The following is a 13,214-nucleotide window of genomic DNA, read 5'->3' as shown; positions in this document are numbered from 1 at the left end:
TTATCTAACCCCCTGGAAAAATTCAAGTGTTTTCTGTAAGGAAGGTATATCTTCTACGTTTTCGCTGTGAATCGCCCTGTCGATCTTGCGGTTAAAGCCGCAGAGCGTCTTGCCGGGGCCGACTTCTACGAAGGCTTCGGCACCGAAGGCCTGCATGGTCTTCGTGCAGTCGATCCAGAGCACGGGGCTGGCTGCCTGCTTGACCAGGGAAGCCTTAATATCGGCCGCAGCCGTTTCAATCTGGCCGTTTACGTTGGCGACGACGGGAATCTTGGCGTCGAAAATCGTAATCGTGTCGAGCACTTCTGCCAGGCGTTTTGCCGCCGGCTCCATGAGAGTGCTGTGGAAAGGCGCGCTGACGTGGAGGAGGACTGCCCGCTTCGCTCCGGCTGCTTTCAATTCGTCTACAGCCGTTTCGACGGCTTTCGTGCTGCCGGCGATGACGATCTGGTCGGGGCAGTTGAAGTTAACTGCCTGTACGACGCCGCCCTGCTCGGAAATATGGGCGCAAATGTCCTTAATCTTATCTTCAGCTAAGCCCATGATAGCCGCCATGCTTCCTTCTCCCAGGGGCACGGCTTCCTGCATGAACTGGCCGCGGAGCCGTACAGTCCGCACGGCGTCGGCAAAGGAAAGGGCGCCGGCCGCTACGAGAGCCGAATATTCGCCCAAGCTATGGCCTGCGGCGATGTCCGGCGTCACGCCTTCCTGTTCCAATACGCGGCAGCAGGCCGTGCTGGCCGTCAGGATCGCCGGCTGCGTATTATAGGTCTTCATCAATTCTTCATCGGGTCCTTCAAAGCACAGCTTCGTCAAAGAAAATCCTAATGCGTCGTCGGCTTCTTCGAAAAGCTCCCGCACGACGTCGTACGATTCGTACAAATCCTTGACCATGCCGACTTTCTGCGCGCCCTGTCCGGGGAATACAAATGCTTTTTTCATATTATCACCTCGTCGTCCTTATTTCGCATACCATTTCATTGCCAATCCGGCCCACGTAAGACCGGCGCCGAACCCTGCCAGCACGACGATGTCGCCGTGTTTCATGAGTCCCTGGCGGTTCGCTTCGTCAAGGGCGATGGGAATGGATGCTCCTGACGTATTGGCATATTTATCTATGTTGACAAACACCTTTTCCATCGGCAGGTGAAGCCGCTTGGCTGCCGACGTAATGATGCGGATATTGGCCTGATGAGGCACGAGAAGGTCTATGTCTTCATGAGACAAGCCGGCCCGTTCCAAGGCCTTTTCCGCCGTTTTTCCCATGACCTTGACGGCAAACTTGTACACTTCCTTGCCGTCCATCTTGATATACGTCAAGTGCTTTTCCCGCGCTTCGTCCGTCGGCAGGATAGCGACACCGCTGGACGGGATATTCAGGTATTGGCCGCCGTTACCGTCGGCCCCCATGTCGGCGCCTAAAATGCCGTAGCCCTGTTCTACAGGGCCTAATACGGCCGCGCCGGCCCCGTCGCCGAACAATACGCAGGTGTTGCGGTCCGTCATATCCATAAAACGGCTGAGGATTTCCGCGCCGATGACCAGGACGTACTTGCACATGCCGCTTTCAATGTACTGGGACGCCGTAATCGCTCCGTAGGCAAAGCCCGAGCAGGCGGCGTATAAGTCGAAAACGGCGGCGTTGACGGCGCCGAGGTTCTTCTGCACGATGCAGGCCGTCGACGGAATCGTCATATCCGGCGTCAGCGTGCAAACGATAATCATATCCAGCTGTTCCGCCGTGATGCCGGCCATTTCCATGGCCTGCCTGGCGGCGATAGTACACATATCGGACGTGTTGACGCCTTCCGGCGCAAAGTGCCGTTCGCGGATGCCCGTCCGCTCCCGAATCCATTCGTCTGACGTGTCTACGATTTTTTCTAAATCGGCATTCGTCACGACTCTATCGGGAACGTAATGGCCTGTCCCCAATATGCCGGCCGGATTAGTTTTCACTATCATACTGTTCTACCTCTTCTTCCTCTATACTTTTGCGAATATGGCCTACTACGTCCTGCTGCGCCAATTCTCCCGCTACGCGGATGGCGTTTTTGATCGCCTTGGCTTTAGAGCTTCCATGGCAGATAATAAAGCTTCCGTCTACGCCGAGAAGAGGCGCGCCGCCGTACTCTGTGAAATCAAGACGTTTTTTTAAGGTTCGGAGGGCCGGATATACGGCCAGAGCTCCTAATTTAGCAATAAATCCGCTGCTCTTGATCGTATCCTTCACCAAGCGGATGATAAACATGGCCATGCCTTCGCCAAATTTCAAAATGACGTTGCCTACGAAGCCGTCGCAGACGACGACGTCGACGGTCCCTTTCGGAATATCGCGGCCTTCTACGTTGCCGTAAAAGGAAATGGTCTTCAGTTTTTCCAGCAGCGGATACGTCGCCTGGGCCAACTCGTTCCCCTTCGACGCTTCCTCGCCGATATTCAGCAGGCCGACGGTGGGCTTGCCTACGCCCAAAATGTATTTCGCATAGTGCGAGCCCATAATGGCTCCTTCCACCAAGTGCTTCGGTTTGCTGTTGGCGTTTGCGCCCGAATCGAGAAGGACGGTAATGCCCTTCTTCGAAGGAATCGGCGTCGCAATGCAGGGCCGTTCAATGCCCTTAATGCGGCCCAATCCCAGGAGAGCTGCCGTAACAGCGGCTCCTGTACTGCCGGGAGCTACGACGGCGTCGCAGGCGCCGTCCTTTACCAGCTGCGTCGCCACGACAATCGACGCGTCCTTCTTTTTGCGGATTGCCTGAGCCGGATGTTCTCCCATATCGATGACCTGGCTGGCGTGAACGATGGACAAATGCGAATTGTCCTTCGCGCCGTACCGGTTTAATACTTCTTTTATTTTATTAGTATCCCCTACTAAGACGACGTCCAGGCTATACGATTTGACAGCCTCAATCGCGCCCAGCACCACTTCTTCCGGTGCATAATCGCCGCCCATAGCGTCTACAGCTATTTTCATACTTACGCTCCATCATTCCAAAGATTCTATGATAAACTTTGTGCGAAATACTTCCTTCGCATTTTTCCGTATTTTCACCCATACATAGTATTTCTGATCGCGGCGGCGAATCACTTCTGCTACGGCGACGAGCTTGTCGCCAACAGTAACAGGCTGTTTGTATTTGATATTAGCTACGGCCGTAATGGCCACAGGCAGGTGCAACACGGCCTGGGCCAGCGAATTGGCCTGAGCATACAAGCATTGGGAGCGCACGATATGCGCTTCATCGACCATATCTTCCGTCGCTGTCATAATGGAAATCGCGCTCTGTCCAACGGTGCATTCCACGAGTTCGCCTACAAAGCCTGCATTCTTCTGCCGGGGCTGGGCCGCTTCCGCCTTCTGCTTGATGCGGATGCGCATTTCCGGAATCCCCAACGCCATGCGGTCCAAGCGGATAGTAGCTACGCTGACGGAAAATTCCTCCGCCAGTTCTTCGTCGTTCACGAAGGGGTCTTCTTCTATTCGCTTGCGCAGCAGGGCATGCCGCTTATCTCTTGCTATACGAACCATTTCATCACCTTTAAGCAATTTATGACCAAGTACTAATAGTACATACAACTAGAGATTATATAATGTTTCCTGAAGATTTGCAAGCAAAAACAAAAAGTATGCTTTCTCAGCATTCATATAATGGAACTGTCGAAAGCATACTCTTCACTCCTTTTTAGTATTTATCAAAATCCAATTCGTTCAAAACGTCGCGCAGTTTTTCCAATTCTTCCTTCGTCAGCGTAATGCCTTTCGTCATGGCCTGGTAGTCCGGGTCCCACGAACGAAGGTCGAATTTCGGCGCGCGGTTGTTCCAGCTGATATAGGTCAGCTCCTTGCGCCAGCCGTCTTTATTTTCCGACAACGTGCCACATACGTCTTCAATGTTAAAATTCAATTGTGCCATTGTATACCCTCCTAAAGACAAAACTTCATGTCTCTGATTATTTTTGTTTACAAAAAAACAAACATCAGCTACTATAATAGCAAATTTAACGCATCTGTCAATTATTAGTATACAATGAGTTATTCCATATCACAATCGTTTTGCATAACTATTTCTCCGTTATGTCAGATTGATATACCGGAGCCGCCCTTAATGATGAGGCGTCCGCCGTTTGAACAGGCCGCCGTGGGCTTCGCTGATATCAAAAATAGATATGAAGGAATTGGGGTCGATCTTGCGGACGGCGTCCTTTACCTTCGTCATTTCCAGACGCGAAACGACGCAGTACAAGATCTTCGTCGTTTCCCGCTTGTAAGCTCCTTCGCCGTTGAGCAGCGTAACGGCGCGGCCCATGTCCTGGGTCATGCAGCGGGCCATTTCGTCGTACCGCGACGTCACGATGAGCAGCCCCTTCATTTCGTCGAGACCGTTCGTCACAATATCGATCATCTTATAGGCAATAAAATAAGCTACCAGGGAGTACATGGCGCTGTCCCAGGAAAAGACGAAGCCCGAGCTGCCTAAGATGAACAGATTGAAAAACATGATGATTTCGCCTACGGAAAAGGGCGTTTTTTTGTCGGCAATGATCGCCAGTATTTCCGTACCGTCGAGGGAGCCGCCCCAGCGGATAATCAGGCCTACGCCGAGGCCGATGATAATGCCGCCGTAAATAGTCGACAAAAAGGGGTCCGTCGTCACCGGCGTATGGTGAATGAACTTGCTCCACCCGGACAGGCAGAGTACGGAAAATAAGGATTGTATCGTAAATACGACGCCGATTTTCTTATAGCCGATGATGAAAAAGGGAACGTTCAGCGCGACGATAAACACGCTGAAGCTGACGCCGGTCAGTTCGGCCGCCATCAGGGCCAGGCCGACGACGCCGCCGTCGATGACGTGATTGGGCACCAGAAAAATATCCAAGCCGACGGTGTATATAAAAGCGCCGAGGGCTAATCCAACGGCGCGGAATGCATATCCTGTCATATCATTCTATTCCCCCTTGCCTATGAATGTAACGGAGACCGATGATCCAGGCCACGAAATCGTCGACCGGTTCGGGCGGATACTGCAGCGACAGCGGCACGAAGCGCCGCCATCCCCGGCGGGGCGTATACTTGAAATACATAGCCCGGCCTTCGACAGTCGTATTTTTCTCGTCGACGAGAGAAAAGGTCACGGCAGGAGCCTGCCGCCGTATCCACTGCTCGGCAACGGGCTGCAGATGCTTGTGATTGGTTCCGTCGCCCATGACGATATGGGTAAAGCCATACTGCCCATACGCCTCAGTCAGATAGGCATCCAGTTCTCCCGTCGGGATAATTTTTTTCTCCGCCAGGCTCCCGTCGCCGCCCAGCACGGCGACGCCCGTCTTTTCCGAGCCCGGATCGATTGCAGCTATCATTCGAATCTCCTTTGCTTATTGAATCGGCTCGACGATGATGTCGATGCCCAGAGGTCCTGCCGTATACGTGTCGTTCAGCGTGACGGCCCGCAGGACGATGTGTTCGCCGCTGAGCCCTTTGATGCGGGAAATGGTATCGAACATTTCCGTCGCCGACAACGCGCCGACGTTGCCGCTCAGCGGGTCGGGCAGCACGCCCTTGGCCTTGGCCTGCAAGTTTACGTCATGCAGAAAACGCATAACCTGTAATTCCGGATTATGAGCCGTTTCGCTTTCGTTCAGCTCCGTTTCGTATACGACGTCGCCTTTATGATAAATGAGGTTGTTGTCATGCATATCAATATGAACCAGGGCCGGTTCGCCGACCATGATATTGCCCGCCGCGATGAGGCGGATCAGCTTCTTGCCGCCGGCTTCGCCCTGCTGCAGGGCGCTGATGGCCGCGTTGAATTCGTCGGGCGCAATGTACACCATGACGGCATTTTCATCGGTAATGCCCAAATACCGGCAAATCATGGCATTGGTCTGCTGCATGGCCCGGCTCAATTCTTCCCGCGTCGTCTTGCCGTCCTGGCCGCTGCTGAGCACGACGCTGGACAAGACTTCCCCTACGCGGAACATGACGGTTCCCTCGCGGATATTAGTCATCGTTTCATTGAGGATACGGATGCGCTTGTCGAGCACCTCGATAGTGCTGACCATGCGTTCCTTCGTTTCTTCCAATACTGCCAAGTCATGCTGCGCCGCGTCCCGGTCCGCTACGGCCTTATCTTTATCCTGCAGGGCTTTGTCCATGGCGACCTGTATGACCGACAGCTGACGGGCCTTGTCGTCCCGCGCCGCCTGGGCCTGCTGCAAATCGAGCTGCGTCAGCCGGATTTCCTCGTTTTTCCCGTCCAGCTGCTCCTGCTGCAGCTGCAGCAAGTCTTCGTTAGAGGCGATGAGGCGGTTCTTTTCATCCAGTTCTTTCCCCAAATCTCCGGCCTGCTTCAGCAGCTGGTCGCGCTGCGTTTCCAGCGCTTCGTTCTGCATCCGGAGCTGCCGCATTCCAAACAAGGCGATGCGCACGTTTTCTGACAATACGGACATAACGCCCAGCGTAACGGCGGCAATGCTGATGCCGGTCAGGATCGTGACGAGGATAGACGTATATTTAGGCCGAAGGCCGAATAATTTAATTTTCCGCTTGCCGACGCGCGAACCGATCTTATCGCCTAAATAGGCGATAATACCGCCCATAATAGCCAGCACGAACAGCATAATCCATCCGTATTCCATACAGCACCTCCTTGTATAATATTATCATATAACATAATACGCATTCTGTCATTCCCTATTTTTATAAGAAATGTCCATATAAAAAACGGGTTAGCAGCGCGGCTGCCTAATAGGACCGAGCTGCTAACCGTTTATTTCGACTTGCGGTATACAAGAACCGCGCCGGTAATGCCGCAGATGATATCGGGAAGGAACGCGGCCAGATACGGCGGTATCCGTCCGCCGTTGCCAAGGGCGTTCCCCAGCGTCATGATCGTGTAGTAAATAAAGATGACGACGACGCTGATGCCGAAGCCGATAGACGAGCTGCCGCGCTGCTTCTGCATGCCCAGGGGCGCTCCGACGATGGCGCACACCAGGCTGGCCAGGGGCAGGGCGAAGCGGTTGTACATTTCTACCTTCATCTTATTGGTATTGACGGCGTTTTCATCGAGAATCTGAATTTGTTCTCTCAGTTCGCGTATCGTCATTTCATCGGGATCTTTCTGAGAGGCGTTGATGCGGTCCGGCTTCTGCACGATAGGCAGAGCCTGATGATCGAAGGTCATCGTCCGTTCTACGCCGTCTCCGCCGGAAAGGTCGTAAATGATGCCGTCGTGCATGACCCATTTCGAGCCGTTCCAGTCGGCCCATTCGGCCTTTTCCACCCGCACGAGCGTATCGTTTTCAAATTCCTGCACCGTAAGGTCCGTCAGCATCTTCGTTTCCGAATTATACTGGCGGGCGTACATCAGGCTGGAAATGTTGGCGCCTTTGACGTTTTTGAGGACGATGTGGTCCTGCGTCGCCGGCGCGACGTTATGCTTGACTTCTTCGTTGATAATCGTGTTGTAGGCGTTGTTGGCCCGAGGCACGACGTATTCGTTGAAAATGGTCGTACCGATAGAAATGAAAAAGGCAACGATGAAAATAGGCATAGCCAGGCGGGCGAAGTTCTGGCCTCCCGACCGCATGACGATGAGCTCGCTGGAGCTCGACAGGCGGCCAAAGGCCATCAGCGATCCCAGGAGGACCGACATGGGGAAGGTCACGACGATGATCGACGGCATAGCCAGCACTAAAATGCGGAAAGCCGCCCAAGCCGACGCGCCGTACGTATTGATCAGGTTGGCAATACGATACAGCGTCCCCGTGCCGATGAACACGGCCGTAAAAGCGCAGACGCCGAACAAAAACGGGCTGATAAATTCTTTTAATATATACTTATCTAATATTCGCATTCTGTCTCCCTGCCTGTTACATTCTGAAGTCGTCGCCTAAATAGAACTTCCTTGCCACCGGGTCGTTGGCAATCATTTCCGGATTGCCTTCCAAAAGAATGCGACCTTCGCTTAAAATATAGGCTTTATCTACGATGCTCAGCGTTTCTCTGACGTTATGGTCCGTAATGAGGACGCCCATGCCGCGATTTTTCAGGTGGCTGATAATCCCCTGAATATCGTTGACCGCCAAGGGGTCGATGCCGGCGAAGGGTTCGTCCAACAAAATAAAGGCCGGGTCCATGACCAGGCACCGGGCGATTTCCACACGGCGCCGTTCGCCGCCGGACAGCTGGATCCCCAAACGCTTGCGCAGCTTGATGATAGAAAATTCCTCCATCAGCGCTTCCGCTTTCCGGCGCTGCTCCCGCTTGCTCAGCTTCGTCGTCTCCAGCATAGCCAACAGGTTGTCTTCGACAGTGAGCTTGCGGAAAATCGACGCTTCCTGGGGCAGATAGCCGATGCCGTAGGCTGCCCGCTTATGGATGGGCAGACCCGTAATATCCTGATTGCCGATGCAGATCGAGCCTTCGTCGGGATGCTCAATGCCGACAATCATGTAAAAGGTCGTCGTCTTGCCGGCGCCGTTCGGTCCCAGCAAGCCGACGATTTCCCCTTGGTTCACCTGGATGCTGACGCCGGCGACAGCGCGCTTTTCCTTATACATTTTTACCAAATTATGTGTTTGAATCAGCATACATTGCTCCTTGCGCCGCCGCTTATTCGCTGCCCGGTATGATGACGACGGTCGACCGGCTCATGGCCTGGGCGGAATTATCGGCCAAGCGGATCATGATGTTGTCGCCTGTCAGCGAATTGCCGTTCTGTACGGCGTTGACGTCTCCCGTCAGATGGACGACGCCGTCGTTCTTGCCCGGCGTCTGGGTGTACACGGCTTTCGTCGCATCGGCTACGAGATTGTCTGCCGGCGATTCGATATGGACGTCGCCCTGCCCTACGGCCTTGATTTCTTTAAACCAAGCGTCGATGCGGTCGGCCCACAGCCGGGAGCCCTGGGCTTCCAGATAGCCGTTGCCCGTTACGATGCCGTAATCTTTATCCAAATAGTATTCGACCTTATCGCCGTTTACTTTCTTATCCTGATAAATACCGCGCACGTCTCCTGTCGCAATGACGTAATTGCGGTTCGTCGAATGCAGCTTGTCTGCCGTCAAATGCATGTCCGGCTGCTGCACGACGACGTTCCCTTCCAAGTCGGCTTCTGCCGTCTTCAAGTTGTATACGGCCTTGTCGCCGTTCATCGTCGCCTTGTCGCGCACGATGACGACGTTGCCCGTCGCTGTCGCCACCTGGGTCTTGCCGTTGTATTCCAGCTTGTCAGCCGTCACGGATACGGACGGATTGTCCGCGGCCCAAAGACCTGCAGCAGGGATGCTCATGAGTCCCAACAGGGCTAAAGCAAGCATTTTTTTCTGTAATTTCTTCATCATAGCTTATTCTCCCTTGGTTACCTGCGCATGGCCGGTCAGCGTTACCTTATCCATACTGGTAGTCGTTTCAAACGCATCGGCGCGGAGGCTCGTGTTGTCGTGACGGTTCATGACGACCTTGCCGCCCTTTACCATATGCGTATTCATATTATAATACACACTGCCTTCAGTCTGCAATGTATCATTCCGATTTGTCGCCGCACTGACCGGCGGTTTGATTTCAATCGTATGCTTCTTGCGGTCTACAACGCCATTCGGCGATGTAATCGTCATTTCCGTGCCGTCTTCTTCATCGACGAGCAGGGCTTTAGGATTTGTAAAATACATGATTTCCGTCTGGGGATCGATCATAATCTTATCGGCTGTCAGCTTCCAGACGAGCTTGCCGTTTTTATTTTCCACCAGCTCGGAGCCTTCGAATTCGACGAGGTTGTCCGCCTTCACCTCAGGCTGCGCCACGGGCTCTTCCATCAGCGAGTACAATAAGGCGGCAAAGGCGATGACACATGCCGCGCCGATAAGTTTTCCTTTATTCTGCTTGAGTTGTGTTATCGTCACTGCCGTCTGCCTCCGCTCCTTGGTGCAACGCTATAATTTCTTCCGGCGCCGTGCTCCAGCGGTGCTGGAACCACAGCCATTCCGTCGGGTGATCTTTGATAAACTGTTCCGTCAGCACGGCCATCTTCCGGGTCAGCCGGGCGATATCTTCGTCCTTATTCCCCGTATCTTCATAATACATGACCTCGCCGATGACGACGCGGTGACGGTGGTGTTCGTCGTGAATCGCAAAAATCGGCAGGATAGGCGATCGGAATTTACGGGCGAACTGCGCCGGTCCCCGCGGCGTCGACGACATCTTCCCCAAAAAGGGCTGGGGAACGCCGTAAAATCCGCCGTCCTGATCGGCCAAAAATCCCAATATTTTTTTGCGCTTCAAGGCCCGCGCGGCGATGATCATTTCATTCCCGCCGCGGGCAAATACTTCCAGTCCCATCATTTCGCGATTTTCATTGAGGAGCCGCGTCACCTGGTCGTTCGGCTGCTTTTTGACGATAGTCGTCGTCGGATAGCCGTACAGGGCCAGCGACGCGCCCATCCATTCCCAGTTGCCGATGTGGCCGGTCAGCACGATGACGCCTTTATTTTCTTTCAGCGCCGCGTCCAGCCGTTCCGGATGCTCCAGCGTAACATACTGGGAAATATTATCTTTATTCAGCTTCGGCGTGTAGAGAATTTCCATCAGCGACTGGCCCAAATTCTGAAACAGGCCGTGCATGATCTGTTCCGCTGCGCCCCTATCGCATTCCATGCCGCGCATGATGTGGAAAATTCCGCGCTCGTACTGTTTTTTCAATCGCTTTCCTATAACCGGGCCTAAGGTTCGTCCCAAAGAAATAATGGCTGGATACGGAAGACAGCACAGCAACTTACCTAATCCCCGCGCAGCGTGATACTGCCAATCCTTAAACACAATACAGACGCTCCTTTCTACTATTGAATCACTGCTGCCATGCCGCTCATATAGCGGCTGAGGACACTGTCCCACTGGTGCTGCTGTTTTAAAATATATTCGACCCACTCGCGCAGCGCGCCGTGGCCGCCGGCATAGGCCGATACAAAGGAGGCCGCCTCGCGCACCTCCGCGCAGCCGTCGGCCGGCGAAGCGCCGCATCCGGCATTCGCCACGACGGCCAGGTCATTCAAATCGTCGCCCATATAGGCGGCTTCCCCCATCGATATGCCCAGGTCCCGGCAAAGCTGGGAAAAGGCGGCCAGCTTGTCCGACGTATTCTGCATCACGTAGTCGATATGCAGATCCGCGGCCCGCCGCTCGACCATAGGCGAACGGCGTCCCGTAATAATGGCCGTTTTCAGACCTGCCGCCCGGGCCAGGGAAATCCCCATGCCGTCGCGGGCGGAAAAGCCCTTCATGGCGTCGCCGCCGGGGCCGTAGTAAATCGTACCGTCCGTCAGCACTCCGTCTACGTCGAAGGCCAACAATTTTATGTCTCTCCAGCCGTCCATCAGACGACTCCCTGCCGCAGCAAGTCCGTCAGATGAACCATGCCGACGGCCTTGCCGTCGCCGTCGACGACGGGCAGTACCGTAATCGGGCGGGGCTGGTTCTTTTCCATGATATGAAGGGCTTCGGCAGCCAGCTTATCGCTCGTAATCTGACGGGGATTTTTAGTCATCATGGCGTCGACAGGCCACTGGAGGAAGTTAGATCCCGTTTCCAGACCGCGGCGAACGTCGCCGTCCGTAACGAGGCCGACGAGGCGGCCTTCTTCGTCGACGACCGACACGGCGCCCAATCCCTTTTCCGTCATCATGAACAGAGCGTCCTGCACGATGCTGTCTTCGGAAATGACCGGATTGTCATTGCCCTTGTGCATGACGTTTTCAACGGTCATGAGCAGCTTGCGGCCGAGAGCTCCGCCGGGATGATAAATGGCGAACTGATTTTTCGTAAAGTGATGGCACGACAGCAGGACGATAGCCAGGGCGTCGCCGAGAGCTAAGGCCACGGTCGTGCTCGTCGTCGGCGCTAATCCCAGAGGGCAGGCTTCCTTTTCGACGGATGCGTCGAGGATGACGTCGGAATTTTTAGCCAGCGTCGAGTTGTGGTTGCCTACGACGGCGATGATTTTAGCGCCGATTCGTTTCAGCGACGGCAGGATATTCAAAATTTCTACGGTTTCGCCGCTGTTGGAAAAGGCCAGGACGACGTCGTCTCCCGTTACCATGCCCAAGTCGCCGTGAATGCCTTCGGCCGGGTGGAGGAAAATAGACGGCGTGCCCGTGCTCGACAGCGTCGCCGACACCTTGCGGGCGATATGGCCCGATTTTCCCATGCCGGTTACAATAGTGCGGCCTTTCGATTCCATGATCATATGCACGGCATTGACGAAGTTTTGATCCAGCGTAGGAATGAGATTTTCAATGCCTTTTGCTTCTTGCTGGAGTACGTCTCTTGCTTCTGCTAATATATCCATCGTGATGTCACCTCTGTATATTATTTCGCCGTACTGACGCTTCTGCGGGTAATGTCGTTGATGGCAATCATATCGCGCAGCACGCCTTCTACTTGCGACAAGTATAACATATTCGGGCCGTCGCATAAAGCTTCGGCAGGATTATCGTGCACTTCCATAAACACGCCGTCGATGCCCGAGCCGGCTGCCGCTCTGGCCAGGTTGCCGATGTACTGGCGAAGGCCTGCCGATTTCGTGCCGGCACCGCCGGGCAGCTGGACGCTGTGCGTCGCGTCGAACACGACGGGATAGCCGAAGCTGCGCATAATGGGAAAACTGCGCATGTCGACGACGAGGTTATGGTATCCCAGGCAGAATCCCCGTTCTGTCAGCATGATATTTTCATTGCCCATATAGGTGATCTTGTCGACGACGTTTTTCATGTCTTCCGGGGCCATAAACTGGCCCTTTTTTACGTTGACGCACTTGCCCGTCTTCGCCGCCGCTTCCAGAAGGTCCGTCTGCCGGCAGAGGAAAGCGGGAATCTGCAGGATATCCAGCACCTCTGCCGCTGGCTCTACCTGCTCGATGGAGTGGACGTCGCTGACGACGGGCACGCCTAATTCTTCTTTAATATACTTCAAGGTGCGCAGCCCTTCCGTCAGTCCCGGGCCGCGGAAGGACGTGTAGGACGAGCGGTTCGCCTTATCAAAGGAGGCCTTGAAGATATACGTGACCCCCAGGGATTCGCAGATCCGCTTCATTTCCCGGCCGATATTCAGCACCCGTTCTGTTTCTTCCAGCACGCAGGGGCCGGCCATGACGAAGAGCTTTCCGTCTCCGCCGACAGTCTGATTTCCTACGGCTACGCGTTTTACTTGTTCCATCATATG

The 13,214-nt window shown here is 54.3% G+C and carries 16 protein-coding genes; all 16 read right to left on the bottom strand.

All coding sequences use genetic code 11. The features are described 5' to 3' along the window. The 16 genes from fabD to kdsA all read right to left on the bottom strand — a co-directional run bounded on the left by fabD (position 1) and on the right by kdsA (position 13,208). The gene (gene fabD, locus CJ260_RS03165; protein ID WP_095629145.1) at positions 1 to 942 is read right to left on the bottom strand and encodes an ACP S-malonyltransferase; all 942 of its coding nucleotides are present in this window, start codon (positions 940 to 942) and stop codon (positions 1 to 3) included. A gap of 18 nt (positions 943 to 960) precedes the next feature. Continuing rightward, positions 961 to 1,962, bottom strand: a complete 1,002-nt coding sequence (locus tag CJ260_RS03160; RefSeq protein ID WP_087477715.1) for a beta-ketoacyl-ACP synthase III — start codon at positions 1,960 to 1,962, stop codon at positions 961 to 963. Next, positions 1,946 to 2,971, bottom strand: coding sequence for a phosphate acyltransferase PlsX (gene plsX / locus CJ260_RS03155; RefSeq protein ID WP_087477714.1), 1,026 nt, complete (start codon positions 2,969 to 2,971; stop codon positions 1,946 to 1,948). The genes CJ260_RS03160 and plsX overlap by 17 nt, the downstream gene beginning before the upstream one ends. Positions 2,972 to 2,983: 12 nt before the next feature. Further along, positions 2,984 to 3,526 carry a transcription factor FapR gene (fapR, locus tag CJ260_RS03150; protein WP_087477713.1) on the bottom strand — a complete coding sequence of 181 codons (543 nt, stop codon included), beginning with the start codon at positions 3,524 to 3,526 and terminating at the stop codon, positions 2,984 to 2,986. A gap of 154 nt (positions 3,527 to 3,680) precedes the next feature. Beyond that, positions 3,681 to 3,911, bottom strand: coding sequence for a YdbC family protein (locus tag CJ260_RS03145; protein WP_087477712.1), 231 nt, complete (start codon positions 3,909 to 3,911; stop codon positions 3,681 to 3,683). A gap of 189 nt (positions 3,912 to 4,100) precedes the next feature. Then, the gene (locus CJ260_RS03140) at positions 4,101 to 4,940 is read right to left on the bottom strand and encodes a YitT family protein (RefSeq protein WP_087477711.1); all 840 of its coding nucleotides are present in this window, start codon (positions 4,938 to 4,940) and stop codon (positions 4,101 to 4,103) included. Between the two features lies 1 nt (position 4,941). Further along, positions 4,942 to 5,358 (bottom strand): hypothetical protein, encoded by a 417-nt coding sequence (locus tag CJ260_RS03135; RefSeq protein ID WP_095629144.1) that lies wholly within the window; start codon positions 5,356 to 5,358, stop codon positions 4,942 to 4,944. A 15-nt stretch (positions 5,359 to 5,373) separates the two neighbouring features. Further along, entirely contained in the window at positions 5,374 to 6,636 is a 1,263-nt protein-coding gene (locus CJ260_RS03130) for a DUF3084 domain-containing protein (RefSeq protein ID WP_095629143.1), read from the bottom strand. A 131-nt stretch (positions 6,637 to 6,767) separates the two neighbouring features. Then, positions 6,768 to 7,856, bottom strand: a complete 1,089-nt coding sequence (locus CJ260_RS03125; RefSeq protein ID WP_095629142.1) for an LptF/LptG family permease — start codon at positions 7,854 to 7,856, stop codon at positions 6,768 to 6,770. A 16-nt stretch (positions 7,857 to 7,872) separates the two neighbouring features. Then, a complete protein-coding gene (gene lptB, locus CJ260_RS03120; protein ID WP_095629141.1) occupies positions 7,873 to 8,592 on the bottom strand; it encodes an LPS export ABC transporter ATP-binding protein in 720 nt (239 codons plus the stop codon). Between the two features lie 22 nt (positions 8,593 to 8,614). After that, on the bottom strand, positions 8,615 to 9,346 hold the full coding sequence (locus CJ260_RS03115; RefSeq protein ID WP_232818756.1) for an LptA/OstA family protein: 732 nt from the start codon (positions 9,344 to 9,346) through the stop codon (positions 8,615 to 8,617). 3 nt (positions 9,347 to 9,349) lie between these two features. After that, positions 9,350 to 9,904 (bottom strand): LPS export ABC transporter periplasmic protein LptC, encoded by a 555-nt coding sequence (gene lptC / locus CJ260_RS03110; protein WP_095629140.1) that lies wholly within the window; start codon positions 9,902 to 9,904, stop codon positions 9,350 to 9,352. Then, complete coding sequence (locus tag CJ260_RS03105) at positions 9,876 to 10,817, bottom strand: lysophospholipid acyltransferase family protein (RefSeq protein ID WP_095629139.1); 942 nt, start codon at positions 10,815 to 10,817, stop codon at positions 9,876 to 9,878. Before CJ260_RS03105 ends, lptC begins: the two co-directional genes overlap by 29 nt. 20 nt (positions 10,818 to 10,837) lie before the next feature. Beyond that, on the bottom strand, positions 10,838 to 11,371 hold the full coding sequence (locus tag CJ260_RS03100; RefSeq protein ID WP_095629138.1) for an HAD family hydrolase: 534 nt from the start codon (positions 11,369 to 11,371) through the stop codon (positions 10,838 to 10,840). Further along, positions 11,371 to 12,342: an SIS domain-containing protein gene (locus CJ260_RS03095; protein WP_087477703.1), complete on the bottom strand. Its 972-nt coding sequence runs from the start codon at positions 12,340 to 12,342 to the stop codon at positions 11,371 to 11,373. Before CJ260_RS03095 ends, CJ260_RS03100 begins: the two co-directional genes overlap by 1 nt. 20 nt (positions 12,343 to 12,362) lie before the next feature. Continuing rightward, the gene (gene kdsA, locus CJ260_RS03090) at positions 12,363 to 13,208 is read right to left on the bottom strand and encodes a 3-deoxy-8-phosphooctulonate synthase (RefSeq protein WP_087477741.1); all 846 of its coding nucleotides are present in this window, start codon (positions 13,206 to 13,208) and stop codon (positions 12,363 to 12,365) included. Positions 13,209 to 13,214: the final 6 nt, after the last annotated feature.

Origin of the sequence: Megasphaera sp. ASD88, assembly GCF_002287425.1 — a bacterium.
In the GTDB taxonomy this organism is placed as follows: Bacteria; Bacillota; Negativicutes; order Veillonellales; family Megasphaeraceae; genus Megasphaera; species Megasphaera stantonii.
The sequence above is the reverse complement of the archived record's forward strand: the minus strand, read 5'-3'. Positions and strand labels throughout refer to the sequence as shown.